We start from the raw sequence: 25,600 nt of genomic DNA, 5'->3' as shown, positions 1-25,600 counted from the left end.
CATGACGCGTGATCAACTCAGTCGATATTTCAATTTAGGGAAGAAACGAAATACAAATAGAGTCCTCCACAATTTATCAGAATATCTATCATCCATTAGAGATGGCTACGAAACGATTTATTACCTTAGTAAATTAGGTCGTGTATATGTTGGCTGCGATAAAGTCCGAAGGGTAGGCGGGCATGTACATCACACCATCATGCGAAACGAATTTTGGCTGTTCTATAGGTGCCCAAGGGATTGGAAAAACGAAGTGAAGATTTCTGACGGCACTACAAATATCATTGTGGATGGCATGTTTTCGCAAAATGGATTTAAGCACTTTTTAGAAGTCGATAATTTACAAACCATGAAGCAGAACTGTGAAAAGATTAAACGATATGTATTGTTAATGGATAGCCTAGTTAAACAGATGGGCTATTATCCAACAATCGTTTGGCTTACAACAACAGAATTAAGGCGTAAGCAGCTAGAAGAATCCTGTGGAGGGCTAAAGTGCAAAGTATTTACGATTACCGATATTCAATAACGAGGGGGATAATAAATGGTATTCAAAAAGAAAATGCAAGTAGTGTCAGCTAGTGAGTTTACAGATTATACGGAGCGATTTGAAGCACTAGATAAAATGCGTGAGGAATCTAAATTTGCGACTCGTAAAGATGTTGCATTAATGACAGCCATACCTACAGTTGGGGCAATCGGTTTGTTTGCATATAACAAGATGGCTAGTGTGCCTTCCACAATCAATGAGGTGGCTGCGGTGCAAAGTGTACAACAATCTATACCTGTATCTGTAGAACCTGTACAATCGCTTGTAGATGCGTATACATCGACTGCTATTCCAGTAAATGCTTTAGCGCAGCCAACTGGAATAATAGCTGATAAGTCACTTGAAATGCTAGCAAACATTTTAGATCCGATGATTCAAGTAATGGTCGCGATATCTTTCCCAGTTGCTTCAGTGATTATGATAGGAGCATGCTTCTTCTTTATGTTAGGTAATAGTGAAAGAGCATGGAATACAATTATGAATGCTGGATTAGGTTATGTATTAATTCAAATGTCACCTTTATTCTTGGAGATACTTAGAACGATTGGTAAGGCTGTATAAAAGAAATAAGAACATAATGTGATGGGGTGTTAAAAATGCAAGGTAGGCAAAAGGTAGGCGTGGTTGTTTCGAAATACTGATGTAATAATGTTTTAATATGTCCTCCTGGGACGTATCAAGGTTCAGATAGAACAAGTTTGAACCAACTGAAAAGCGCTTCAAATCCTTTAGTATCAAGGGTTTGAGGCGCTTTTCCTTTTTTTGAGAATCCATTCGAAAAGGATAGAAAATGAAAAGTTTCTACACATTTTCTACACAAGAAAGGTATTAATAAATGTTTCGTGACTGTTATTGAATTAAGCCGCAAAAAGGTTAAATGTAACTAATTGCATACAATTAGCCGAGCAGACTACCCATATTTCATTATTTTTTATTAATCATTTAAATAGTGTTCCTAGAAAGGGTAATTTCCCGATGAATATTTATAATGTAGGATTATAAAAAGGTTTGATCATTTGTATTAAATTAGTCGTTTGAAAAATAATAAATGTGTTTATAAATGTGATTGATTTATTCAACAAACGGGCCAGATTGTTGAATAACATTGTTTTGTTAAATATTACCAAATGACACTTTGGGAATGCTATGCTTTATGTATATATACTAAAATAGACTATATGGGAGTGAAGTTTTTGAAACCTATTGAACTAAGCGAAATACCTTTAGAAATTAAAAGTTTTATTCCTACTATTGATTCGACTAAATTTCCAAGTCAAGGCTACACATCGGATGTCATAATCTTAGAAGCATATACAGAAAAGTATGTTTTAAAACGTACGAAAGGTGAGCTCAATTGCTCTTTGTTAAAAAAAGAAGCAATGAATTTGGATATTTTGTTTAGACAAAATAAAATATCTATACCGAAAGTACATGTATTTGTTGAAAAAAACCCGATGGAATCTTGGTTACTTATGGAATGTTTAGAAGGTGAAACAATACGTTCAGCATTATTTAACGAAAAAAACAAGGCGAAACGAGAAGAAGTTCTTTTTAATTTTGGAAAAGCACTTTCTGAAATTCATCATACATCTTGTCCACCAGCATTTAAAAATGAAACAAATTGGTTAAGTCATATGTTATGTCTAGCTGAAGATAATTTTAAAAATCTTCAAGTTGACGGGAATAAAGAACTATTAGAAAAAATTATTACTCAACCTTTAGATATTGAGAACCAAACTTTAATTCATAGTGATTTTACAATTGATAATGTATTGGTTCAGGATGGCATTATTTCTAGGATTATAGATTGGGGAAACGCTGCTTACGGTGACCCAAGATTCGATTTATCTTTAGCAATACGTCCCAAACCAAATGCCTTTCAAGAGGAAACCGATAAACTCGTTTTTTTTAACCCTGGGTATTGGCTCAGTGGGCCACGTCCGGACGATGCCGGGTACGTACTTTCCTTGTAGGTCACCGTTTACATGCTTCAGGATAAGTTTGGAACGGTTTCTGTAACCTTATTCCCGCAAGTTTTTCATCTTGTTCAGGAGCTTTTACTAGAAGATGAATTGCTTTACATTGAGAGAACGCTTGAAAAGTGCTTTGGTAGACCTCAAGGGAAAATAAAATATGTACAAACGACGAAAAGAATATGAAATTGAAGAGAATTTTAGAAACTGCATAAATTTTTATGCAGTTTTTTCTTTACTTTCAAATAATTATTTTGTAAGATAAAGCCAACTTCAAAAGTGGCCAGACCACTTTTGAATTCATTCAGTAAGAGACGCCATCATCTGAAGATGGTGGATTTTGTTTCTTTTTAGTAGGTATCCAAACACCTACTGAATGAAGATAAAGCCTTTGGATGCATTGTTTATCTGCGCGAAAGGAAAGCGACAGTAATAATTATTCCAAGGCGAATAGATTGACCGAGGAGTTGATCGTATGGATAAAAAAACGGACAAAAGAAAGTGTTTTTAGATATCGTCCAACAATTACGACAACTTATTAAAATAGAAAAAATACAGGCTGGTGAAAAGTCACCTTCCGAAAGAGTCCTTTCAGAACGTCTAGGTGTCGGGCGATCCTCTGTGAGAGAGGCATTGCGAAGTTTAGAGTTATTAGGATTTATTGAAACGAGACATGGGAAGGTACGTTTCAAAAGGAAGCCATTCGCGTTATAAGTTGTACAGAGACTCTGCGAACACTACCAGTGTGGGGCAGTTTTTTTGTAAAACTAGAGATAGAAAGTACGATTAATTGTCGGGATGTTTTACGAGAAATAATCATCACGTCAGGAAATCGTCTTTCACTAAAAGTCTGGTTTCAGTTAGCAGTTTATGCCGGTGACCGTTGAAATCGATGCAGCTTGGCTATGAAAAAGAAGCATTAAAAGCTTACCAACAGTGGATGAATGCTGAACAAGGCATTTAGACAACAAAGGGGGAGTAAAACATGGTAATACGTAGCTTATTTAGTAAAAAGAAAGAGGACGGACAGGAAAAGAGATTTCCAGAAGGACTTATGACAAAATGTCCAGAATGCCGTCACATTCAGTTAACAAAGGAATTAGAAAAAAATCATAAAGTGTGTACAAAATGCGACCATCATTTCAAAATGACTGCACAGGAGCGCGTAGCATATCTCTTAGATGAAGGTTCATTTGTTTCAATGGATGATCATTTACAAACAAGTAATCCACTTAATTTCCCTGATTATGTAGAAAAAATTTCAGTGGCTAAACAACAAACGGGATTAAGCGAAGCTGTACTGACTGGGGTAGGTACTCTTAATGGAGAAGAAATTGTTGTAGCCATTATGGATTCTCATTTCCGTATGGGCTCAATGGGCTCCGTTGTAGGAGAAAAAATCACACGTGCCGTTGAAAAAGCTATTGAATTACGTGTACCGGTTATTATTTTTACTGCTAGTGGTGGAGCGCGGATGCAAGAAGGTATTCTATCATTAATGCAAATGGTAAAAACGAGTGCGGCATTAAAACGTCATAGTGAAGAAGGACTATTATTTATTTCGATCATGACGCATCCTACATACGGTGGCGTTTCAGCAAGCTTTGCCTCTGTTGGAGATATTAATATTGCTGAACCACAAGCATTGATTGGCTTTGCTGGTCGCCGTGTCATTGAAGAAACATTAAGAGAAAAATTACCAAATGATTTCCAAAAGTCAGAGTTTTTACTAGAGCATGGTCAGCTTGATGCAGTTTTCCATCGGAAGGATTTACGAAATCAAGTAGTAATGCTTGTAAAAATGCATACAAAAGGCGGTGTGCAACATGTCTAAAAATTTAGCTTTTGAAGAACCAGTAGTACAATTACGAGAAAAAATTGCTGAATTAAAAATGATTGCTACAGAGGCAGATGTAGATATGACAAGAGAAATCGAAAAGCTTGAAACACGTCTAACACAGCTAGAACAATCTATTTATGCCAATATGAAGCCATGGGATCGTGTACAGGTTGCTAGACATCCAGAACGACCAACTACTTTACAATATATAGAAGCTATGTGTGAAAACTTTATTGAGTTACATGGAGATCGTACATTTGGTGATGATGCAGCTATTCTTGGAGGAATTGCTCTCTTTGAAGAACAGCCCGTAACAATTGTTGGACATCAACGCGGAAAATCAACTAAAGAAAATATTCGACGAAATTTTGGTATGCCACACCCTGAAGGATATCGTAAGGCATTACGCTTAATGAAGCAAGCTGAGAAATTTAAGCGCCCAATTATTTGTTTTATTGATACAAAAGGAGCCTATCCGGGTAAGGCAGCCGAGGAACGCGGCCCAAGTGAAGCCATTGCTAGAACTCTCTCTGAAATGGCGATTCTAACAGTACCAGTTATTAGTATTGTTATTGGGGAAGGCGGAAGTGGGGGTGCCATTGCATTAGGGGTAGCTAATCGCGTCTTTATGTTAGAGAACTCAACGTATTCGGTTATCTCACCTGAAGGGGCTGCATCGATCTTATGGCGAGATGGTAGCCTAGGGAAGCAAGCTGCAGAAGCAATGCGTATAACAGCACCTGACTTAAAAGAGCTCGACGTTATTGATGGAATAATCCCTGAAATAACTGGTGGAGCACACCGCAATGTTGCGAAGCAAGCATCTTATATAAAAGAATGTATAAGCGTCACACTAAAAGCATTGAATTCTCTAAATGGCGAACAATTAATTGAAGATCGCTATGAGAAATTCAGAAAGATTGGACAATATACAGAAGTTTAAATTCATTTTTAGGTTATTGGACATGTGAATTTGTTCGTAAAGAGATAAAAAATGTTTCTTAAATAAATTAATATCCTAATGATGGGAGAAAAAAGAGTTGTAGTTTGTAAAAAAGATTGATCATTTATAATAAAGTTCGATTATTTGTAATATAGTTTGATAAAAATAACTTCGCATTTAAATAAAACCCACGCATTTTGATCAAACTTTTTTCAAAATGCGTGGGTTTCTTCTATTATAAAATCAACGATTGCAACAAACTTTTAATCAAACTTTATTCCAAACCAACATCAACAATTGATGTCGATTCCGTTTTATAATTTCATTTTATAATGTGTAACATTCTATTAATAAATTAATAGATTAATTATAATAAATCATTTCTTGACTTTTAATAAAATGCTGGTGGTCTGCTTTCTCTAGTTGGAGGTAAGGTAGCGAAAGAAGGAAATTCGTTGGACATAATAGAGAGAACAGTTAAGCGAGAAATTTTAGAAGAAGTCGGAGTGAATGTTGCTGTGATAGGAATCTTGCTGGGATTGCTCTTAAATAAGAAAAAAGAACAAAAAATATAAAGGGAGAATCCTTAGCAGAATAAAATTGTTGAAAACAAATAATCGTCACCCAATAGCTATGCAACAATCGGGCGCTTTCCTGGAATAAGGAAAGTGCTTTTTTCATTAAAGGGCCATATAATTGAACACCACTTTTAAAAGATCTAGATATTTATGTTAACATATAGGTCAGATTGTGAAGAATTACACTTTAACTAACGGTGCAGCTTAGTATAATAAGGAAAAAATTACATATATAAATCAAGGGAATATATTGTTAAGATTTGAGAAGTCAAAAATTCGAAAGATGTGCTTCATTATAATTTTTCTTAACGGGGGATTGAAATGTGAATAAGAATTTATAGTAAAATATTACATAATAGAAGTTTGAGGTATTTTATGGGATCACTCATTTATGCTTTGTTTGGATTTTTAGTTTGTATGTGTATTGGTTCGATACTTAATATACTGCTTAAGACGACTCAAAAACGAGATTGGCTTATCACATACTTGTAAAGTAATGAACAAACCAATAAATTTTAAATAGAAATATTTAAAAATTGATGAAGAAACATCCGAGTGAAACAGCAATAAAAATTATGGCAAATATTAAACTATTCCATAGGCCTAGCATAATAAAAGGAGAAGTACTTTTATCTCCGTCTTTCTTGAGACCTGTGAATGTTCGCCAGGTTATTATTAGCTGCCAAATACCTATTAATAAAAAAATGAATCCAAATAAATATCTCATATAATCACCTCCTTTATATAAAAATACCACGCTCGGAAAGCGTTATCAATAAAATTGGAATATAATGAAAAAATGTTTTATATTGTAAAAGTTAATTAAGTTTAGGTTTAGCAATAATAGTAGTACCACTATTGAATTTATCCACTGCAACTTTTTTTGGATGAAGACTAACAGATGTTTATTAAGTTAACGGGTACTTATCTTCAATAAGGTACTCAACAATCGGGCGCGATTCTGTAACAAGAATCAGCGCTCGTTTTCATTAAAGGGCCAAATTGTTTAATAAAGAAATTTTGCAATCTAGAAGAAATTATTGATTGTTATGTGTGCTATACTTGACTCTGCACATAACATTAATGAAAACTGCAAAGTATAATGTGACATCCCTCATGAACAAAGGAGAACTGAAAATGAGAAAACTTGTTCTATTTCTGCACGCATCGCTTGACGGTTTTGTAGAAGGGCCAAACGGTGAAATGGACATTGGCTGGGTTTCCTACGATTCTGATTTGGAGAAACACGCGAAAGAAATTCTGAGTACTGCCGACACTGTCATTTGGGGACGTGGGACTTATCAGATGATGCACAGTTACTGGCCATCTGTGCCTTCGAACCCATCAGCTTCGCAGTACGAACGGAATCATGCCGAGTGGATCGAAAAGACAGCCAAAATCGTTTTTTCCACGACGCTGGAGAAAGTCGAATGGAACAATTCCAGACTGGTAAAAGAAGATGTCGGGGAAGAGATCAAGAACCTCAAACAGCAGCCAGGCAAGGATATGGTCATCCTAGGAAGTCCTAGATTCGCACACTACCTTATGCAGCTTGATTTAATTGATGAGTATAAAATTACGGTTTCTCCCGTCCTGGTCGGCAGCGGGTTGCCGTTATTCCAAGGTCTCAAGGAGAAGATCAATCTTAAACTTATCGAAAACAAGACATTTGATTCTGGAGCCATAGGTCTCGTTTACCAGACGGGTAGATGACCTTGTCACCTAAAATAGATTACGCTAACCGGATTACGTTAGCACAATAAAAGCAGCGGCAGTCTAGGTCTTTCGAGTTCCTAGTCCGTCACTGCTTTTTTTAATAGTCCGTCTAATTCAGTTTGTCGGGTGATAGACAAACTTTATTTTTTAACCAACCCCAACCCCTTTTTCTTATTTTTAAGTAACAGGGGAACAATGGAAATTGTAATTGTATTATCTTGAAATCAAGTCTTCCACTGCGCTTAGAGGGACAGGAATTCCGATTGCTCAGATTCAGAAGTATGTATACTTGTATAAAGTAGGGGACTAAGCGCTTCCCTACAAAAAAATGATGAAAGGCATAAACCTTTTTCCGAATCAGTAGGTGGAGGGAAATTGAAGAAACAATGACAAAAATAGTTTATGCTATTCAGAGCAAAGATTTGGAAGAACTAATATTGATAAAAAAGTTTTTCTATTAAATGAAAGTACTAAATTTGCTGCTTTTTGATATTGATATAGTGTAGTTCAGTTGGAGAAGAAAGCCAATAAGGACATGTAGAAATAGATAACGGAAGATCCTGATATCTAGGTAGCTAGAAATCAGGATCTTCTTATTTCAGTTCACAATCCGAATGACATCGAAATCGCGAGTATATATTTTTGAAAATTTAGTAAGAAATTTAATACATCCAACATAATTTTAAAAAAGAAAATACTAATTTTCAAAACGTAAAATCAAACAAGCCAGTGTAATTTTATTTCCTGTCTGGCGAGGTTAACTTTATATTTTTAATACTTCGCCATAATAGACGTTAAGAGTTTTCCATCAATATTTCCACCTGATAAAACAAGTGCTATATTTTGACCACCAATTTTTTCTCTGTGTTCCATTATTGCAGCTACAGTCGTAGAACTTGCAGCTTCTACAATATACTTTTCTTCCTTTGCCATAAAACTAACAGCTTTGGCAATTGACTCTTCTGAAACCATAAGAAATTCATCAACATAATCTTTTGCCATTTCATAACTTAACTTTCCTATACCTCCAATTAAAGCATCACAGATTGACTCTTCACTTGGATATTCTTCGTAAAAGGTTTTATCTCTATAAGAATTTATCATTGCAGGGCATGCTTCTGTTTGCACACCAATAATACGTATATCTGGCTTAATTGATTTCGCGGCAACTGCAATGCCTGTTATCAAGCCTCCACCACCAATTGGTACAACAATCGTATCTATATCAGGCTTTTGTTCTAAAATTTCTATAGCAACTGTTCCTTGACCAGCATATATTTTGGGATCGCTATAATATGCATCAATAAATGTAAGACCATTTTCTTCTATATAAGTCATTCCGAGAGCATGTGCCTCATCATAACTATTTCCCATCAGCATAACTTCAGCACCAAAATATTTAATTTTATCTATTTTACTTTGAGGTGTATTTTTAGGAACAATTACTATTGCATTTTTGATTCCAAGGATTGAAGCTGCATAACTAACAGAGCTTCCATGATTTCCAGAAGAAATAGTTCCAATACCACGTTCTTTTTCTTCTGTGGTTAGAGTCATCATTTTATTTAATGCACCACGAATTTTAAAACTTTTTGCTCTTTGAAATGATTCAAGTTTAAAGAAATAGCGTTGATTTTGATTCCCTAAATAATAAGATTCTTCTAAGGGTGTAGTGGGTACATACTTCTTAATACGTGTGTAAGCTTCTTGGATTTCTTTAAATTGTAAACTCATAATTTTATCTCCTTTTAAATATTAGTTTTCGAACCAAGTTTATTTTGTTCTGCTTCTTTTAGTGCCATATCAGCTGTAGCAATATCTAAAAGTGCCATGCCGGTAGCGTCAAAAATTGTTATTTGTTCGTTACTTGTTCTTCCCTTAACTTTACCAATTATTAAATCGCCTAATTCTCCGATGATATTTGTTTCATTTATAATGCCCTGTTTAAGAGGAATTTCTATTTCACCAACCTCTTTGCAATGCTTCATATCGTCTACAAAAATTAAGGAAGAAGGCAGTATTTCAGGATCTATTTCTTGCTTTCCTTCCATATCAGCTCCAATACAGGAAATGTGAGTTCCTTTTTTCAACCATTCTTTTCTGATGATTGGGTTTCTTGAAGGGGTAACCGTAATGATAATATGACTATCATTTACAGCTTGTTCTAAATCATCTACAGCTTCGAATTTGATATTATCAACGTTAATACCGAATTGATGTTTAAGTTGTTGAGAAATTCCTTCAACAAAACTTTTTGCATTGGCTAGTTGCTGTGAAGCTACTCGTACTTTTTTAATCGTAGGTATTGTTGTCAATGTAGCCGCAATTTGGAAGATAGCTTGATTTCCAGCACCCACAATTAATAAGTTTTCTGCGTCTTCTCTAGCCAAATATTTAGCACCTAATGCACCAGCTGCTCCAGTTCTCATACCAGTAATATAAGCAGCATCTGTCATACCTATTGGCATACCAGTTTCTGCATCAAATACTGCAATCATACCAATTAGTGTTGGAATTCCTTTTTCGGTATTATCTCCAAACCATGTGACAGTTTTATGCCCGAAAAGTTGCTTACTTTTTAAGTAACCTGATTTAATATCTAAATCTGCTTTACCTCGGTTGAATTCATAAAACACTGTTGGCCATACATCTGTTAAGCCATCACTCTTTGCTTTATAGACACTTTCAACAACTTCTATAACTTGTTGCATTGAAATTAATTTTTTTACATCTTCCTTACTAAGTATACGAATTTCAAACATTAAAGTAGCCCCTTTCTAGGTACAAGAAATTTTATTTTTTAAAAATTTATAAGTTATAAATCCCTCTTTTTTAGATTTAAAGTGGCTTTTACCCTAAAAAAGACAATAAAGCACTGAATCTCACTCCTCCTAAAAAGGCCCTAACGGAGTGAAATCCAGTGCTTTAAATGTATTAACCCGGGGGAAAATACAAGCATCATATTATTTGTTTTATAACTCAAAATTAAAATAACATAGTTTTTTTAGTTTAGCAATAATATTTTAAATAATATTAATAAATGAAACAGGTAGAAGGGGATTGTACTAAGTACTAAGTTAAATAAAATTAATAATATTTTTCTTATGAATACATATTATTAATATCAGTTAGCTTTTTACTATGTGTTTTCTCTTGGTGAATTTTTTAATATTTTCTCTCTTCACCTTTTTTTAGTAACTCCCAATCAATCTCTATATTTCTTCTTATTTTTTTTAATGTTTTTAAAACAGCTTGTGCTTCTTCTTTATCAATCCCTCTATGTGCAACTATGTCGGAATGTTCTTCTTCTCGTTTTAATAAAAGATAAATGTCTTCACCTTTCTCAGTAGGGTATAACCTTTTAATTTTTTTATTTTCAAAATCGTCCTTTTTTTCTACAAATCCTTGTGCTTCTAATTTTTTTACTGCATGAGCAACAGTGGTTTTATCAACTTTAATCATTTCTGATAGTTTCTCTTGAATAATACCAGGATTCTCACAAATTCTTACAAGATATAAATATTGTCCTTTAGATAAATGCAATTCTTTAAATTCTATATTACTAATAGAATCCAAACATCTAGCAATCATTCCAATTTCGCGAAGTATCTCTATCATTTTTTTCCCCCTGATGTAATTCAAAAAAAATGTTATGTTGTATTTACAACTAAAAAAAAATCCCTTATACTCATGAATGTGTTCAAGAAATTTTCATTAATTCAGAAAGTTCTTTTTTTCATCACTATTTAGTTGTAAATGCAACTAAATAGAAATATTCACAGGTTTTATTAAAGGTATTATTTTTTTTATTAGAATTTAGTTGTAAATACAACTAAAATAGTTTTTTTGTATGGTGTATATTTTTTTAAAAAGAATTTAGTTGTAAATACAACTAACCTAAATACTTTCTAAAGTTTTTAGGTTACTAGTAGAAAAATAGTTATAGATAACAAAATATACTTCTTTAATTATAACTATTTATAAAAATTAAACATAGTGATTCTTAAAACTATTATTAGTAATCTCGTAAATCTTATTTATTTTGGAGGAATGTTTCATGAACAAAACAGTTTTAAGTGATGATTTAATATCCCGGACTATTGAAACTAGGAGATATTTACATCAATACCCAGAACTATCAGGACAAGAATATAATACTTCTAAATTTATTCAAGAAAAGCTACTATCATTTAATATTGAGTTATTGGATTTTGATGAACCTAGTGTTGTAGGTTTTTTAAAAGGTTCAAAAGGTGAAAAAACAATTGCATTAAGAGCGGATATTGATGCACTACCGATAATGGAAGAAGGGGATAAGCCCTATATTTCAAAAATACCTGGAGTGGCGCATGCATGTGGACATGATGGTCATGCTGCTGTTCTATTAGCGGTAGCAGAATGGCTTTCAACAAATAGAGAAAAAATTGAACATAATGTTATTTTTATCTTTCAGTCTTCTGAAGAAATGACACCAAGTGGAGCAAAAGCATTAATAGATCAAGGTGTTCTCAATAATGTTGACTCAATATTTGGTCTGCATTTATGGCAAGGAGAAGAAAGAGGGAAAATAGGTTTTACATATGGCTCAATGATGGCATCTGCTGATGAATTTGAAATTATTATTAAAGGGAAAGGAGGACATGGAGCTGCACCGCATGAAACTATTGATCCTATATATATTTCCACATTTTTGATTCAGGCATTGCAATCAATTATCAGTAGAACTTTAAATCCAGTACATCCTGGTGTAATTTCAATTGGAAAAATAGAAGCTGGAACAACGTTTAATATTATACCTGATTCTGCGAAAGTTTTTGGCACAGTACGAGCCTTAACGCCTGAAACAGTAAAAATAATGAGGGAACAAATTGTTCAATTAACGGCAGGGATCTGTGAATCCTTTGGAGCTTCTGGAGAAGTTAATTATTTCTTAGGGACACCACCACTGGTGAATGACCTAAATGATTCTAAGTTTGTTGAAAAAGTTATTCAAGATTCATTTGGTAAAGAAGTCATCAAACTTATCGATCCAGTAATGGCTGGTGAAGATTTCTCACATTATTTATTAGAAAAACCAGGGTCTTTTATTTTTGTAGGGATGGGTAGTGAAAAGAGTAATTATCCTCATCACCATCCACGCTTCGATATAGATGAAGGTGTTTTCCAAAATGCAATTCAATTGTTAATTGATATTGTAAAGAATTATCAATAAATATGTAGAATATTTTACCAAGTCAATAAACAAGAAGGTATCTCGAAATATTATTTGAGCTTCAATAGATTTTTAGAATTTCTTGTTGAAATATCTAGTTTATAGATTGGCTGTAAGGGGGGTGATTTATTTTAATAAAATCTAATTCTCAATTAATATTTTTTCTATATATACATCTATTAAAATTGATTATAACTAAGGTAGTTTTTTAAAATTTCCTTAAAAGCAAAAACTATATGGTCTTCATTTGATAAAAAAACATTAGGAGTGTATGAGTTCAGTGTTTTTTAAAATAAATTTACTGAAAATAAATAATAGTCAGTAAATAAAAATGGTTTTAATGGTATAGGGGGGAATCATCATGAGTCACGTTCAGCAAAAAACTTCAAAAAAAGAAATAAAAAAATCAAGAACAATTAATGTATATGTTCTTCTATTAATTGTTTTGCTGGTTGCTACTGTATTTACGCATATTATTCCAGCAGGAGAGTATGCAAGGATAGATTTTAATGGTCGAGAGATAGTAGATTCAGATTCATTTAAATATGTTGATAAATCACCAGCATCATTCTTCGATTTTTTCAAGGCAATACATTCTGGAATGGTTAGTGCCGCAGATATTATCTTTTTTGTTTTAATAATTGGAGGAGCATTTGGTGTACTCACAGCTACAGGTACAATTGAAACCTTAATGGTAGTTGTATCAAGAAAGTTGGCTAATAAAGAAAAATGGCTAATCCCAGTAATGATGTTATTTTTCGCTTTAGGTGGATCTCTTATGGGTATGTCGGAAGAAACGCTTGTTTATATTCCAATCCTTATTCCTCTTGCAATTGCTCTAGGTTTTGATGTACTTACCGGTGCAGCAATAGTGTTGATTGGAGCTTCAATTGGCTTTACAACTGCCATAATGAATCCTTTTACTGTGGGGATTGCTCAAGGAATTGCAGGACTCCCAATTTTCTCAGGAATGATGTATAGAATCATACTGTTTATTCTTATGTATGCTATTGCTGTATGGTTTGTCTATAGACATGCAATGAAAGTCAAAAGAGACCGTTCATTAGGATATTTTGCTGACTATCAAACTATAGGATTAGAAAATATAATTGACTCAAATATAGTTCTTGAAAAAAAACATAAATTGGTTCTTGGATATTTTTTGTTTAACTTTGTAGTTTTAGTTATTGGTGTTATTAAATTTCAATGGTATATCACTGAAATTGCTAGTTTGTTTATTTTGTCAGGAATTATCATGGGGATTTTAGGAAAACTTTCAAGTGATCAAATAGTTCAATCCTTTATGAATGGAGCAGCTGGTTTAATTACTGGAGCATTGGTAATTGGAGTATCAAGAGCTACTCTAATCGTCTTAGAGCACGGGCATATTATTGATACAATTTTATATCATACATCATCTGCTCTTCAACATGTTCCACCTGTATTTAGTTCAGCAGGAATGTTTATTCTCCAATCCTTCATTCACTTTGTTGTTCCATCAGGAAGTGGCCAGGCAGCATTAACTATGCCTATTATGGCACCTCTTGCAGATTTACTAGGAGTAACCCGACAAACAGCAGTTCTTTCCTTTTCCATGGCAGATGGAATTGGTAATATAATTTTTCCTACATCGGGATATTTCATGGCAGCGCTTTCATTAGCTAAAATCCCTTGGAGTCGTTGGGCAAAGTGGGTATGGCCATTAATTTTAGTACAGTATGGAATCGGGATTATTTCCGTTATTATTGCTCAAATAATAAAATATGGACCGTATTAGATAAAATTTCAGAAGCGATTTGGAAGTTAGATAATTAAAAAAGTCATTAAGGATAGACAGTCCTTAATGATTTTTTGTATTTTAAAAGTGAATAATTAAAAATAAAATTACATGAAATGAATAGGTATGGAATTCTATAAAAATAAAGTTATCTCTGTTGCAGTTGTCGTAAAAAGATCTTGTTTACATGTAAGGATTTTAACAACAAAATTGGAATGTATAGTAACTGTAGTGAATGTTTTGTATCTGGTTTTAATAAATTGATTGGTAAGCATTCAATCGGTACACATACTATATGCGTAAGTCTTTTGGCTAAACCTATTACCAAACAACTAAAGATGTGGCTACGCTAATAAAGATATTCAATCATTCATCGCAAAAGACAACACTAAGATATATAGGCATCACAGAAGTGGAGATAAGATAGAGAACAGCATTAAGAGTATCTCCTTCTTCTAAGCAATTGGCAGAGACCATATCCAAAAAGGTATGCTCTTGTTTTTATTGTATAGAAGGTCATAGCTGCAAATGGACAAACTACAGGCGTAGAAGCTGAAGTATTGGAGTTTCTGGACGGGGGGTGAATCCCTAATAACTCATTTGGCTTAATTATCCTGAAAATCAGAGGTTCAGTTTTTATTAGAAAATTACAATTTACGATAATTTTGTTCAGCTTGTTGTAACAGAAGTAAATTTAAATTCTGGGTACTTTTTTAGTGAGAGGAACTTTAAGTATGTGTGAATAGTGGTCAAGTGTTGTTTGAATATATGAATGTACTAAGCGATTCGAAACGGAATGGATATTCGCACCTTTGTAGATTAAATCACTGGCTTACTACCAGTCGTGCAAACGGCCTACAGATTGCTCTTTCAAGTCGTTTTTAAAAGCATAGGTAATCAATTAATGTTGAGCTTGGACTTTCTTATTTCAAGAATTATACCACTTGCCAATAGTAATTTAGTTATAGTAGTCTGAATTATAAAAAAATATTGAAGATCATGTGATTACTATTTATAATCAAAATGATTAATATTATAAAGGAGATGATGAAGGAAATGAAGAGACTAAGTATTTTGTTGTGCGCGTTAACATTAGTTTTTGGATTTTTTGCATTTTCAGGAATCTCTATAGCTACCGAAGAAACAAGCTTTAACGATGGTGGGAAATTTACACCAGTAACAGAACCAGTAACGGAACCAGTAACAGAACTACCTCTTGGTTTTGACATCAATAAAGAATATGAAGATGGGGAAATAATATCAGAGACAATCACTAAATCTGATATTAATCCACGAGGTTTTTATCTTTATGCAGATGCATTGCACCAAGTGTACTATACATTTAATAGCTCTATCCCAACATTGTATCCTTACGAAAAATGGATTGATGGATATTTATATAGTGGAAATCTAAGATTACAAGGAGCAGTGCCAGCGGGAAAGGGTTATTTAGCTACATATAGTGGAAAGATTTCTACATTTATTAACTAAAATAAGGATCTACTATAACAATAAAAGCCACGTTCATTTATATGCGCGTGGCTATTTTTAGTTAAAACTGATATTATTCAAGGTTTTTATTTCTGTTTTATATATTAATTGAAATTGAATCGCTATACTATTTCAGGTCCAATTTCTGCCTTCTACACAAAGGGTTAAGATGTGCCAGGAGTTAGTTATTTAGTAGTTTTAGACATGCTTGATATAGCAGAGAGTCTTTTTTGAAGAAGAGACAACAATTAAGAGAGATAATGAATTGTTCAATATTTATAAATTTTTTTGGTTAGGTTATTAAAGACCACACTCTAAAAAGTAAGGTAAACAACATTGATATATCAGTATTTTTGTATGTCATCCTAGGAAGCTAACCAAAGCCTTACAGCCTCAATGGCTGTAAGGCTTTTTATATTTATACATAGGTGTATATTTAAGGTATTGGTGCCTAAAAGCTGCGCAAATCAATCTTTTTTCATCAAAAAATTTATCAAAATGAGAACTTGCTCGTTGGTCCGTTTCTTGTAAAAGGTGGCCATAAGTATTCATAGTCGTTGTAATATTAGAATGCCCTAATCTTGTTTGAATGACTTTAGGATGTTCGCCAGTATGAATAAATAAGTTGCTGAAGTATGGCGTAAATCAAGGAAACATATTCGAGATAAATCAGGGTTCCTTTTCATGAAGCAATCCCACCAGTGACTTATTGAATCGGGGCGATAGGGTTTCCTCATTTTTTTGAAAACAGAAAAATATGTTGTTCATCCCATTCTCGTTTTTCTCCAGCAGCTTCTGCAATTAGTTTAAATTTTATCAATTAATCTTCTTAATGTACTCCACAATAATTACTCCCTTCAACAAGTGTATAACCTTCAAAATAATGATTATTAAGGTAGTGGTTTAATCTTTTCTTAGCAAAATCGTACTCTACATTAAAGAACGCTTGAATTGTGAGAATAGCTTTTTCCTCATTTTCAGGTAGTTTTATTTTATTAAGCATGAATGTGGGTACACAGGCTTGGAGAGCGAAACTATTTGCTTTCCATTCTTGGTACTCTCTAAAAAGAGGAATAGCTTTTGCTTGATTACCAGAGTGCACCGTCGCATGACATAATTCATGCCCGAAATCCTGCCACTGCCTTTCTTCAGACAATCTAGAATCTATAAAAATTACATTCCCAGTATTAGTTGAATCGTATGGTAAAAAGTATAATGTAAAGCCAAGACGTGAGGCGATTAATCCTGGATTTAGTTGTTTAGGTGTTGTCACATCAATACTTGTAAATAATTCACGAATGTAATCTTCTAGATGAGTGTAAATAAAATTCATAATATCCCTCTTTTATCAAACATATGTTCTATTTATGGTAACAAAAAAATTCACCAAAGAAAAGGCGAATTTTTATAATGTTTGGAAATGTTACAAATTATTGTGATTTATTTTTTGTTTTCTTGTTGACGTTTCAATACTTCATAGAAAACTTCAAACTGTTCTAATGCATCCAATAAATTTTCTGGTTGGTTTTTAAAAAATAAATCTTCTCTCGATAAAAAGAAGTCAATTACCTCTTTTTGATATGCACTCAGATTATTGTATTCATTATCAGAGATGCCAGCTTGGGTATGTAAAGCTCCTTTATTATCCGTTCTCCCTAAAAGATAATCTATAGACACGTTGTAGTAATCCGCAATTTTTTCTAAAATTTCATAATCAGGATTTCTCTTACCTTGTTCATAAGCAGTATAAGCTGGTCTAGTAATGCCTAGAATGTCTGCTATATCTTGTTGAGTTTTGTTATCTGATTTTCGTAGATATTTCAAGCGTACACCTAGCATAATTTCACCTCGCGTTTCTAAACTTAATTATATGTAACAATTTGTTACTAATCCAATAAAAAATAATAATGTAACAAAACGATACAATATATATTGACTATGTAACGAAATGACACTATATTATAAATATACAATATGAAAGGTGGTGAGTAATTGGAAAACCGAACTTGGTTAAAGACGAAACGTTTAGAAAATAAATTAACTCACGATGATGTCGCGAAAGCATCTGGAATTGAACGGGCATATTATACGATGATTGAACAAGGCAAACGCAGACCTTCAGTACATGTCGCTAAATCCATTGCGGAAGTGTTAGATTTTGATTGGGTAATTTTTTTTGAAGATAAAAGTAACGTTATGTTACAAAAAGAAGATATAAATTGCGTATATGTAGCGATATGATACAAATTATTTTAATCAAGGAGGTTTTATTGACATGAATCTATTAAAAATTATCTTATATGGAAACTGTGATGTATTTACGACAACGCAAATTGCCGAATGTTATGGAACATACAATGACCATATTTCAAAAATCTTTTCAGAAAACAATTATCGATCTCAAGTATATAAACACTATATCAAATTGGAGGGTAACGAATTATTGTACTTTCGAAAATCAGAACCGCAATTACAAATTTCCAATTTGGCTAGAGTGTTATACCTTTGGACTGAAAAGGGGGCTTGGCATCATGCTAAATCACTTAATACAGATAAAGCTTGGGAGGCTTATGAAATGTTAATAGATGAATATTACACTGTTAAAGAAAAAGTTGTTCCTTTAGATAAAAATCAAGCGCTTGTGCCAGTTCTACTTACAACTGCTGATTTAGTAGAAGATACCAAAGCAATCAAATATGAACAACACGAAATTCGCAAGGAACTTTCAATGATTAACGAAAAAGTTGAGGAACAAATAACATTAACATCTGGTGAACAACGTGCAGTTCAAAAGGAAGTGGCTATAAAAATTTACGAAATAGAAAATGATACAACTGTTCGACCAAAACTTTTCCGTGAGTTGCATCGAGAAATTAAAAATCGTTTTGCTGTAGCTAGTTATAAAGATATTCGTCGGCAAGATTTACAAATGGTCCTTAATTTTATTCGTTCCTGGTTTCCTAGAAAAGTATCGTAAAACTGCAACTAGTAAGGGGTATCACTTTGAATTTAACCATAGATCAACTTAGGAACACTTACTTAATGCAACATTAGTAGACCATTTTCAAAAGGCAGTTAGTGAAGATTGTAGAGAGGATAAGATATGGGAATTACTTCTACCCTCAAATTGAAGAAAAGATAATTTAACTAATTTATTTTAATGTGCATTACCCAAAAAAATTCGCATAGATAATGAAAAACTTAGTCTATTAAGGGCATAGGAGAGGCGAGGGCAAATGGGCATTATCCGAGTGGCTAAGAACAACAACTATGTAGTGATGAATCGAACAGCATTAAATGACAACAGGCTATCTTGGAAAGCTAAAGGCATTATGGCATATATGCTTTCAATGCCAGACGATTGGATATTTCATATGAAGGAATTAGTAACACATTCAACAGATGGTGAACGAGCTTTTAGAGCTGGATTTAAGGAACTACAAGAATATGGTTATATTACACGACAACCTGTACGCGAAGGGCAACGTATTACTAGTTGGGAAACGATAGTTCATGAAGTTCCTCAAGTAAAAGAAGATTCTCTACTTTGCGGTTTTGTACATGTAGAGAATGAAGAAGTACAAAACGTACAAGTACAAAACAGCAGTGTACTAAATATTAATAATAACCAAGTATTGAATAAACCAAATACTGTTAATAACAAAGTACTGAAAGATAGAAATAAGAGCCATCAAGTTAATCGATTCTTAGAGATTAAAAATACCTTTGATTCTATCATTCGAATTAGTAACTTCACGGATCACCGAAAAATGGAATATCTTCTTAAATTGTATCCAGACCACTTACTTTTTATCGAAGCTATTAAGCTTACTGCTGTTTTAGGTAAATCAAGTGTGGAGTATATCGAAGGAATTTTACGTAACTGGTCTATTGGAAAAGGAGTTAACACATACGAGGATTGGCAGGTGAAGATTGATGCAAAAAACGGGCGATCGAATGGCTGCAGTCTTAAAGGAGCTAAAGACGAGAAGCCAAGACTATTCGGCGACTATTGCAGCGAATGAAGAAACTAACTACAATTGCCCAACATGCAAGGACGAAGGTGGTTATATAGTACGTAAAAAAGCTGGTGAAACAACACTTATACGTATTGGTAATCACTTTAAGTACATTTTATTGAAGTATGATACTGATGAATGGCAACAGTGTGAATGTTTAAAAATGCATCAGTTAATTCGATTAATTGAATCTAGCGAAATTACAGAAGAATTCCAGAAAATGAGTTTTAAAAATTTCTCTACTGATGATGTTCATCCTATAGTCGTTAAAATGAAAAGCAAGGCGAATCAGTATTATGCAGCCTTTGAGCAGATTAAAGGATTCAGACAGAACAGCATTATGCTCATAGGTCAACCTGGTTGTGGCAAAACACATTTGTTAACAGCAATCTCAAATTATTTGATGCATACAAAGAGAGTACCTGTTCTTTACTTTCCATATAAAGATGGTATAAACAATATCGCTGCAAACAACTTTGAACGTAAAAACGAAATTATGAATCGCATGAAAGCAATTGATGTCCTGTTCATAGATGATTTATTCAAACCGATTGGTGGGAGAGCTGATGTGAAATCGTGGCAGTCTGAGATTATTTTCGAAGTTGTCAACTACCGCTATTTGAACAACAGACCATTATTAATATCTAGCGAATTGTCGCTTGATGAAATGCTTTATATAGACGAGGCGTTAACTAGCAGGTTGTTTGAAATGGCTCAAGATTTCACAGTAACTATCCAGAAAGATAAGAAAATGAACTACCGTTTACGCAAGATATTTGAAAATAGTTAGAGAGCGAAAAAATAAACGATTTGAGAAAAATACCGAAACACAGTTGATTTGAAACGCAAGTGCTAAGGAAGCATTTAGGAGACGTAACTTAGTAAAACCTAATAATGAATAAGACACAGGAGGTAGCAACATGAATCCAATATTTTTAGGCTTTGGAGTAAAACCTTACGCAATCGTCATTTGGCGAGATGGGGATGAGGCGAAGTCGAAAACAATTTGCTTTGACGAGCTAGATTTACAAATAGCACTAGCAATGCATGCTGATGCCAAAGGCTTCTATCATCAATATGAGCCAAAAGTCTACTACGCGATACAGAGAGAGAATTTGAGTGCATGAGGGAAATTAAGTTTCGAACATGGGACAAGATACAAGAATTGTTTTATGCCCTTTTAGGGGCTGGTCAGTACATGCCTTATACCACAAAATAGGAGGACAAACATATGATTAAAAAGAGCTCGTTAGATATTACACCAGATACTTTAGATTCAATTATTAAGGACTATCACTGGATGGTTAATGCCATCAAAGAAATGCGGACAGAAATGATTGTTGGTGTAAAAACGGCACAGTATGGTATTGACGCTACACTACCTAAGGCCGCAGGAGGTGTTGGCGATCCCATTATGCAGGAAGTAATTAGACGTTCGAAAAATATTAAGCGTGTTGAAGAATATGAGAAAAAGATATTAGAGGTTCAGAAACTTATAGAAAAAGTTACAGGTGACAGAGAAGTACAAGTACTGAACTGGATGCTAGATGGCAAATCAAAGCGATGGATAGCGACTAGTATGGGATTGAGCCACACACATATACAAAACATTAAAGAAAATATTTTAATTAAAATGTTAGCCTAAAAAGGGATCCCTCATAAAGTGGAGGGATCCTTTACCATATTAAAAATATGGTAGCTATAATAAAGCCTAAGTAAAATACTTAAGCGAGGTTGGGCTACTCCTAAATGTTCCTTTGTAATGTCGTTATTCAGTTATTTGAAAATTTTAAGGCGGCATCAATAATCCGATTTTTAAATATGCCATAGTTGCCAAAGTTGCCATACTTTAAACATTAGGGGAAATAAAAATAATAATGTAAACTTGGAGATAGGCCGGTGTGGTAAGGGGTTGTTCTCTCAGTATTTATAAAATCCTGAATATTAGGGAAGGACAGACAGATGACCGACCAGCTCGCAATAAACACATTCGAGGCAAGAATATAAAAGACTAAGAATCGGAAAAAGAGGTGATTTTTAGTTTAGTGGTCATAGTTAAACTATGGCCTTTTATTATGCATTTTTTCGTCCTTTTAGAGCTTATAGACGTTAAAGAATAAGTTACTAAGTCTATCGTGTTGTTGTTGCGTGCTAAATTTGGAAAAGGAGGAACTAGACATGAAATAAATGATTTAATTTTTTTAGGATTAGGAGGATTACTATAGCTAAAATTTCATCTCTCTATAAAACAAACCTAAAAGTGCTTTTGAAAAAGAAGGTGTTAGCTTAATGGCATTTGAATTTGAGGAAGTAAAGCAATTTGCAGAAAACTTAAAAGAACTTACTATTGCATCTGGAAAAACACACAAAAAAGTTGCTGAAAGAGTAGCCCAAATAGCCATTCGGAAAGTGAAAATGCTCACGCCTTTAGATACTGGAAATCTTCGTGATAACTGGAAATATCGCATTGTTAAAGAGGGTAATAATTTTATAATTATTATTTACAATCAGATAGAAAATGCGCCTTTTGTTGAGAAAGGGCATCGTAATGTAATTACAGGACGAACTGTAGGTTATGTGAATGGTCAATTTTTACTTGAACTCACAGAACAAGAAATGAAACATCTTATACCTCGAATGTGGGAACGCGAAATCGAGAAGGAATGGAGGCGTATAATGGGTGGTTAATGTAACTGATAGTATGAAAACTTTAGCAATCATGCAATTACGTTCTTTGTATCCTGATAATAACCAATATCAAATATACGACAAACCAGTTAAGCAAGGCTTAACATTACCTGCTTTTATAGTCCGAATAATGAACGTGCACCAAGAGCGTGGTATGAAGAATCAAGTTATTCGCACCTATTCATTTAGCATCGTCTATTTACCATCTACCGATGATATAGAAGATGAATGCTTAAATGTATTGGAAATTATTCAAAATAATTTTAAATACCTTGCGGATAAGTTCCATGTACATGAAATAGGAGGCGAGATAGTTGACGAAACATTAGTGATTAATTTTCAAGTGAAAGCTAGATTATACGACATTCAAGAAGAAACGAGAATGAACACATTGGAGGGCGTTGGATTTGACACAAATAATGACAGACAAACAGAAAACAGTGAAGCAGCCAGGGAATAAAAAATTCTCTAAGGCTGCTTTTTTAGATAGTACTCAATCTTCAAAAGAGCGTTTGGAGTATGAAGTTGTGCTACAAGAAGGAGCAACTTATACAAAAATGGAAGCTGACAAGCTAGTAGCAGAGTGGAAGAAGAAAGGAGTGAATGCATAATGGGTGGTATTTGGGAAACGCAAAATAAAGTACGTCCGGATGCTTATATTAATTTTGAAACAAACAATTTAAATACAATGGGGCTTGAATCGAATGGTGCTCTAGTTGTGCCTGTGACACTAAATTGGGGTGAAGTTGGTAAGTTTATTAAACTCTCTTCAACTACACAGTTTAGAAATTTATTCGGTAAATCGCTAGGTGATATTTTACCTCTGCGAGAAGCTTTTAAGGCTACTGGTAATGTGTATTTATATAACCTTAATGGTATAGGTGAGAAAGCAAAAGCGACAGTTGAGGGATTAACCGCTTCTGCGAAGTTCGGTGGAACGGATGGAAATAAGATTCACATTATGACAACGACAGGATTAGATGGAACTACAACAGTAAAAACCTATTTTGATGCTCTTCAAGTTGACTTGCAGAAGGTGATTGCTTTCGAAGATTTAAAATCAAATGATTATGTCGTGTTTGATGGGGCATTACCAACAGGAGATGCTACTTTGACTTTAGCTGGTGGAACAACAGTAGCTGCTACAAATGACTCGATATCGGAGTTCGCATCTGCATTGGATACTTTGAATTTTAAGGTTGTGGCATATGGGACTGATGACAATACAATAAAAGGGCTACTTGCTTTAAAGGCAAAAGAACTGCGAGAACAAGCAGGTAAACGCGTTACATTCGTTACCAATAATTATAATGCTGCAGACCATGAAAGCACAGTATCAATTAAAAATGGAGTCACACTGGATGGTGGGGAAATCTTAAGTGCAAATGAGGCGGTGTACTGGTTTGGTGCAGCATTTGCAGCGGCCACTGTAGGTTCATTAACATATGCAAAATATCCTGGTGCAATAGAAGCGGAAGCGATGACAAATGATGAAATCATTAAAGCATTACAAGATGGCCATATTGTCTATTCTTTCAGTAATGATGAAGTAGTAGTAGAGCAGGATATTAATACATTCCATTCATTTACACCGACTAAGAACCAAGATTTCCGTAAAGGAAAAATCGATCGTGGAATGACTATTCTCGAAAATAACACACGCCACATTTTCCGAAAATACTTCATCGGTAAAGTGAACAATAATGAAGATGGAAGAGATTTGTTTAAGAAACAATTAATGAAAACAGTGCTTGATCCATATGTACGGTTAGGTGTTATTAATCCATATCTTCCTGAAGATATTACTGTTGAGCAAGGTGATCAAAAAGATGCCGTATTTGCTGTGATAGGTATCAAGTTTATCGATGCAATGGAAAAATTATATATGCGCGTTGAGTGTAAATAAAAGGGGGAAAAACTAAATGGCAGCAAACGTAATGCAAACAAAAGACGCTATGTCCTCTCGTGAGGGCTTGGTATTTATTAATATTGAAGGTCAAACATATGAATTTGCAGAAATTCTTAAATTCAAAGCGGAAGTAGAATACAACAAAGTAGAAGTAAAACGTCTAAATGCTCGTATGGAAGGTTCTAAAATTGTAGGAGCAAAAGGTGTTGGAGAAATGACGATGTATTACCATCGCCCAGAGGTTCGAGCGATGGCCATGAACTATCTACGTTCAGGTAAATCACCAATGTTTGATGCAACAATTGTTAATGCGGATATTACTAGTGCAGCTGGTAAACAAACCGTTGATGTCCGAAATATCGTTCCAGATAAAACGCTTTTAGCAATGCTTGATGCAGATAGTGCAGACACATTAAAAGACGAATTTTCATTCACATTTGACGATTTTGAAATCTTAAACCAATTTAGTGTTATCCAATAAGGAGGAAACTGTAAATGAGTAACTTTAAAGCTTTCATGAAAGAAAATGTAATGGCGGTAGAACCTATTGAGTTATCCTTACAACGTTTTGCTGAGCCTATTCAATTACGACCTGTTCCATCTGAAGAAGCAGATGTAATTAATGATAGATGTTTTAAAAATGTAGCCGGCAAAAGAGGACGCCAAGAACGAGTATTTGATCCAGTAGCATACAACCGTAGATTAAACGTAGCAGCTATCGTATATCCAGACCTAAATAATACTGAATTACAGCAATCTTATGGCGTAAAAGGTGCAGAGGCGTTATATGGAAGAATGTTTCTAGCAGGTGAAACATCGTTGATTTCTGAAAAAGTATCTGAAATTAGCGGAAGTGATATTTCTCTCGAAGATGAAGTAGAAGAAGTAAAAAACTAATACAAGG

Annotated in this window: 27 protein-coding genes and 1 pseudogene; 23 read left to right on the top strand and 5 right to left on the bottom strand. The window is 33.9% G+C overall.

All coding sequences use genetic code 11. The annotated features are described in order from the left end of the window. Position 1 precedes the first annotated feature (1 nt). From ACIQXJ_RS13180 to ACIQXJ_RS13145, 8 genes and pseudogenes are all read left to right on the top strand, one after another. Entirely contained in the window at positions 2-529 is a 528-nt protein-coding gene (locus tag ACIQXJ_RS13180; protein ID WP_403054317.1) for a replication-relaxation family protein, read from the top strand. 15 nt (positions 530-544) lie between these two features. Beyond that, positions 545-1,111 (top strand): hypothetical protein, encoded by a 567-nt coding sequence (locus ACIQXJ_RS13175; protein ID WP_403054315.1) that lies wholly within the window; start codon positions 545-547, stop codon positions 1,109-1,111. Positions 1,112-1,743: 632 nt separating this feature from the next. After that, a complete protein-coding gene (locus ACIQXJ_RS13170) occupies positions 1,744-2,523 on the top strand; it encodes an aminoglycoside phosphotransferase family protein (protein ID WP_403054313.1) in 780 nt (259 codons plus the stop codon). Between the two features lie 501 nt (positions 2,524-3,024). Next, positions 3,025-3,237, top strand: coding sequence for a FadR/GntR family transcriptional regulator (locus tag ACIQXJ_RS13165; RefSeq protein ID WP_403054311.1), 213 nt, complete (start codon positions 3,025-3,027; stop codon positions 3,235-3,237). A 271-nt stretch (positions 3,238-3,508) separates the two neighbouring features. Further along, on the top strand, positions 3,509-4,357 hold the full coding sequence (gene accD, locus ACIQXJ_RS13160; RefSeq protein WP_403054309.1) for an acetyl-CoA carboxylase, carboxyltransferase subunit beta: 849 nt from the start codon (positions 3,509-3,511) through the stop codon (positions 4,355-4,357). Further along, positions 4,350-5,306, top strand: coding sequence for an acetyl-CoA carboxylase carboxyltransferase subunit alpha (locus ACIQXJ_RS13155; RefSeq protein ID WP_403054307.1), 957 nt, complete (start codon positions 4,350-4,352; stop codon positions 5,304-5,306). The genes accD and ACIQXJ_RS13155 overlap by 8 nt, the downstream gene beginning before the upstream one ends. A gap of 398 nt (positions 5,307-5,704) precedes the next feature. Beyond that, a pseudogene (locus ACIQXJ_RS13150) lies at positions 5,705-5,821 on the top strand (DNA mismatch repair protein MutT); the annotation flags it as partial. A 1,200-nt stretch (positions 5,822-7,021) separates the two neighbouring features. Further along, a complete protein-coding gene (locus ACIQXJ_RS13145) occupies positions 7,022-7,597 on the top strand; it encodes a dihydrofolate reductase family protein (protein WP_403054305.1) in 576 nt (191 codons plus the stop codon). A gap of 774 nt (positions 7,598-8,371) precedes the next feature. On the opposite strand, the gene ACIQXJ_RS13140 is transcribed toward ACIQXJ_RS13145, so the two are convergent. The 3 genes from ACIQXJ_RS13140 to ACIQXJ_RS13130 form a co-directional block, all read right to left on the bottom strand. Further along, entirely contained in the window at positions 8,372-9,334 is a 963-nt protein-coding gene (locus ACIQXJ_RS13140) for a threonine ammonia-lyase (RefSeq protein ID WP_403054302.1), read from the bottom strand. Positions 9,335-9,348: 14 nt separating this feature from the next. Continuing rightward, positions 9,349-10,362, bottom strand: coding sequence for an ornithine cyclodeaminase family protein (locus ACIQXJ_RS13135; RefSeq protein WP_403054299.1), 1,014 nt, complete (start codon positions 10,360-10,362; stop codon positions 9,349-9,351). Between the two features lie 403 nt (positions 10,363-10,765). Continuing rightward, positions 10,766-11,218, bottom strand: a complete 453-nt coding sequence (locus ACIQXJ_RS13130) for a MarR family winged helix-turn-helix transcriptional regulator (protein WP_403054296.1) — start codon at positions 11,216-11,218, stop codon at positions 10,766-10,768. 439 nt (positions 11,219-11,657) lie between these two features. Here ACIQXJ_RS13130 and ACIQXJ_RS13125 point away from each other — a divergent pair, with 439 nt between their 5' ends. The 3 genes from ACIQXJ_RS13125 (at position 11,658) to ACIQXJ_RS13115 (ending at position 16,080) form a co-directional block, all read left to right on the top strand. After that, positions 11,658-12,812 (top strand): M20 metallopeptidase family protein, encoded by a 1,155-nt coding sequence (locus ACIQXJ_RS13125; protein WP_403054293.1) that lies wholly within the window; start codon positions 11,658-11,660, stop codon positions 12,810-12,812. A gap of 361 nt (positions 12,813-13,173) precedes the next feature. Beyond that, the gene (locus ACIQXJ_RS13120) at positions 13,174-14,589 is read left to right on the top strand and encodes a YfcC family protein (RefSeq protein WP_403054290.1); all 1,416 of its coding nucleotides are present in this window, start codon (positions 13,174-13,176) and stop codon (positions 14,587-14,589) included. A 1,056-nt stretch (positions 14,590-15,645) separates the two neighbouring features. Continuing rightward, a complete protein-coding gene (locus ACIQXJ_RS13115; protein WP_403054287.1) occupies positions 15,646-16,080 on the top strand; it encodes a hypothetical protein in 435 nt (144 codons plus the stop codon). Between the two features lie 829 nt (positions 16,081-16,909). On the opposite strand, the gene ACIQXJ_RS13110 is transcribed toward ACIQXJ_RS13115, so the two are convergent. Together ACIQXJ_RS13110 and ACIQXJ_RS13105 are read right to left on the bottom strand one after the other, a co-directional pair. Next, complete coding sequence (locus ACIQXJ_RS13110; RefSeq protein WP_403054284.1) at positions 16,910-17,413, bottom strand: ImmA/IrrE family metallo-endopeptidase; 504 nt, start codon at positions 17,411-17,413, stop codon at positions 16,910-16,912. Positions 17,414-17,520: 107 nt separating this feature from the next. Beyond that, a complete protein-coding gene (locus ACIQXJ_RS13105) occupies positions 17,521-17,919 on the bottom strand; it encodes a helix-turn-helix domain-containing protein (RefSeq protein ID WP_403054281.1) in 399 nt (132 codons plus the stop codon). Positions 17,920-18,072: 153 nt separating this feature from the next. Here ACIQXJ_RS13105 and ACIQXJ_RS13100 point away from each other — a divergent pair, with 153 nt between their 5' ends. The 12 genes from ACIQXJ_RS13100 (at position 18,073) to ACIQXJ_RS13045 (ending at position 25,593) form a co-directional block, all read left to right on the top strand. Further along, complete coding sequence (locus ACIQXJ_RS13100; RefSeq protein ID WP_403054278.1) at positions 18,073-18,321, top strand: helix-turn-helix domain-containing protein; 249 nt, start codon at positions 18,073-18,075, stop codon at positions 18,319-18,321. A 34-nt stretch (positions 18,322-18,355) separates the two neighbouring features. Further along, complete coding sequence (locus ACIQXJ_RS13095) at positions 18,356-19,057, top strand: ORF6N domain-containing protein (RefSeq protein ID WP_403054275.1); 702 nt, start codon at positions 18,356-18,358, stop codon at positions 19,055-19,057. A gap of 259 nt (positions 19,058-19,316) precedes the next feature. Continuing rightward, a complete protein-coding gene (locus ACIQXJ_RS13090) occupies positions 19,317-20,105 on the top strand; it encodes a DnaD domain-containing protein (RefSeq protein ID WP_403054272.1) in 789 nt (262 codons plus the stop codon). After that, positions 20,017-20,889, top strand: a complete 873-nt coding sequence (locus tag ACIQXJ_RS13085; RefSeq protein WP_403054269.1) for a DnaA ATPase domain-containing protein — start codon at positions 20,017-20,019, stop codon at positions 20,887-20,889. Before ACIQXJ_RS13090 ends, ACIQXJ_RS13085 begins: the two co-directional genes overlap by 89 nt. Positions 20,890-21,019: 130 nt before the next feature. Next, positions 21,020-21,226, top strand: a complete 207-nt coding sequence (locus ACIQXJ_RS13080) for a hypothetical protein (RefSeq protein ID WP_403054266.1) — start codon at positions 21,020-21,022, stop codon at positions 21,224-21,226. A 104-nt stretch (positions 21,227-21,330) separates the two neighbouring features. After that, positions 21,331-21,744 carry a helix-turn-helix transcriptional regulator gene (locus ACIQXJ_RS13075; RefSeq protein ID WP_403054263.1) on the top strand — a complete coding sequence of 138 codons (414 nt, stop codon included), beginning with the start codon at positions 21,331-21,333 and terminating at the stop codon, positions 21,742-21,744. Positions 21,745-22,388: 644 nt separating this feature from the next. Beyond that, positions 22,389-22,787, top strand: coding sequence for an HK97 gp10 family phage protein (locus ACIQXJ_RS13070; protein ID WP_403054261.1), 399 nt, complete (start codon positions 22,389-22,391; stop codon positions 22,785-22,787). Next, positions 22,780-23,247, top strand: a complete 468-nt coding sequence (locus ACIQXJ_RS13065; RefSeq protein WP_403054258.1) for a phage tail terminator family protein — start codon at positions 22,780-22,782, stop codon at positions 23,245-23,247. The genes ACIQXJ_RS13070 and ACIQXJ_RS13065 overlap by 8 nt, the downstream gene beginning before the upstream one ends. Further along, positions 23,195-23,398, top strand: coding sequence for a hypothetical protein (locus ACIQXJ_RS13060; RefSeq protein ID WP_403054255.1), 204 nt, complete (start codon positions 23,195-23,197; stop codon positions 23,396-23,398). The genes ACIQXJ_RS13065 and ACIQXJ_RS13060 overlap by 53 nt, the downstream gene beginning before the upstream one ends. Beyond that, positions 23,398-24,693 carry a phage tail sheath C-terminal domain-containing protein gene (locus ACIQXJ_RS13055; RefSeq protein WP_403054252.1) on the top strand — a complete coding sequence of 432 codons (1,296 nt, stop codon included), beginning with the start codon at positions 23,398-23,400 and terminating at the stop codon, positions 24,691-24,693. Before ACIQXJ_RS13060 ends, ACIQXJ_RS13055 begins: the two co-directional genes overlap by 1 nt. Positions 24,694-24,709: 16 nt before the next feature. Further along, complete coding sequence (locus tag ACIQXJ_RS13050; RefSeq protein WP_108029912.1) at positions 24,710-25,177, top strand: phage tail tube protein; 468 nt, start codon at positions 24,710-24,712, stop codon at positions 25,175-25,177. A 14-nt stretch (positions 25,178-25,191) separates the two neighbouring features. Further along, positions 25,192-25,593, top strand: coding sequence for a phage tail assembly chaperone (locus tag ACIQXJ_RS13045; protein ID WP_403054249.1), 402 nt, complete (start codon positions 25,192-25,194; stop codon positions 25,591-25,593). Positions 25,594-25,600: the final 7 nt, after the last annotated feature.

It is taken from the genome of Lysinibacillus sp. NPDC097868 (genome assembly GCF_044761135.1).
Classification (GTDB): domain Bacteria; phylum Bacillota; class Bacilli; order Bacillales_A; family Planococcaceae; genus Lysinibacillus.
This window is presented reverse-complemented; position numbering and strand designations above follow the sequence as displayed.

Excerpts from the sequence above, each read along its gene's own strand:
- ACIQXJ_RS13045 (WP_403054249.1), top strand. The coding sequence starts at position 25,192 with ATGAGTAACTTTAAAGCTTTCATGAAAGAAAATGTAATGGCGGTAGAA.
- ACIQXJ_RS13085 (WP_403054269.1), top strand. The coding sequence starts at position 20,017 with ATGCAAAAAACGGGCGATCGAATGGCTGCAGTCTTAAAGGAGCTAAAG.
- ACIQXJ_RS13175 (WP_403054315.1), top strand. The coding sequence starts at position 545 with ATGGTATTCAAAAAGAAAATGCAAGTAGTGTCAGCTAGTGAGTTTACA.
- ACIQXJ_RS13125 (WP_403054293.1), top strand. The coding sequence starts at position 11,658 with ATGAACAAAACAGTTTTAAGTGATGATTTAATATCCCGGACTATTGAA.
- ACIQXJ_RS13090 (WP_403054272.1), top strand. The coding sequence starts at position 19,317 with ATGGGCATTATCCGAGTGGCTAAGAACAACAACTATGTAGTGATGAAT.
- accD (WP_403054309.1), top strand. The coding sequence starts at position 3,509 with ATGGTAATACGTAGCTTATTTAGTAAAAAGAAAGAGGACGGACAGGAA.
- ACIQXJ_RS13145 (WP_403054305.1), top strand. The coding sequence starts at position 7,022 with ATGAGAAAACTTGTTCTATTTCTGCACGCATCGCTTGACGGTTTTGTA.
- ACIQXJ_RS13140 (WP_403054302.1), bottom strand. The coding sequence starts at position 9,334 with ATGAGTTTACAATTTAAAGAAATCCAAGAAGCTTACACACGTATTAAG.
- ACIQXJ_RS13130 (WP_403054296.1), bottom strand. The coding sequence starts at position 11,218 with ATGATAGAGATACTTCGCGAAATTGGAATGATTGCTAGATGTTTGGAT.
- ACIQXJ_RS13075 (WP_403054263.1), top strand. The coding sequence starts at position 21,331 with ATGATTAAAAAGAGCTCGTTAGATATTACACCAGATACTTTAGATTCA.
- ACIQXJ_RS13115 (WP_403054287.1), top strand. The coding sequence starts at position 15,646 with ATGAAGAGACTAAGTATTTTGTTGTGCGCGTTAACATTAGTTTTTGGA.
- ACIQXJ_RS13110 (WP_403054284.1), bottom strand. The coding sequence starts at position 17,413 with ATGAATTTTATTTACACTCATCTAGAAGATTACATTCGTGAATTATTT.
- ACIQXJ_RS13105 (WP_403054281.1), bottom strand. The coding sequence starts at position 17,919 with ATGCTAGGTGTACGCTTGAAATATCTACGAAAATCAGATAACAAAACT.
- ACIQXJ_RS13180 (WP_403054317.1), top strand. The coding sequence starts at position 2 with ATGACGCGTGATCAACTCAGTCGATATTTCAATTTAGGGAAGAAACGA.
- ACIQXJ_RS13055 (WP_403054252.1), top strand. The coding sequence starts at position 23,398 with ATGGGTGGTATTTGGGAAACGCAAAATAAAGTACGTCCGGATGCTTAT.
- ACIQXJ_RS13080 (WP_403054266.1), top strand. The coding sequence starts at position 21,020 with ATGAATCCAATATTTTTAGGCTTTGGAGTAAAACCTTACGCAATCGTC.
- ACIQXJ_RS13120 (WP_403054290.1), top strand. The coding sequence starts at position 13,174 with ATGAGTCACGTTCAGCAAAAAACTTCAAAAAAAGAAATAAAAAAATCA.
- ACIQXJ_RS13095 (WP_403054275.1), top strand. The coding sequence starts at position 18,356 with ATGAATCTATTAAAAATTATCTTATATGGAAACTGTGATGTATTTACG.
- ACIQXJ_RS13155 (WP_403054307.1), top strand. The coding sequence starts at position 4,350 with ATGTCTAAAAATTTAGCTTTTGAAGAACCAGTAGTACAATTACGAGAA.
- ACIQXJ_RS13135 (WP_403054299.1), bottom strand. The coding sequence starts at position 10,362 with ATGTTTGAAATTCGTATACTTAGTAAGGAAGATGTAAAAAAATTAATT.
- ACIQXJ_RS13050 (WP_108029912.1), top strand. The coding sequence starts at position 24,710 with ATGGCAGCAAACGTAATGCAAACAAAAGACGCTATGTCCTCTCGTGAG.
- ACIQXJ_RS13070 (WP_403054261.1), top strand. The coding sequence starts at position 22,389 with ATGGCATTTGAATTTGAGGAAGTAAAGCAATTTGCAGAAAACTTAAAA.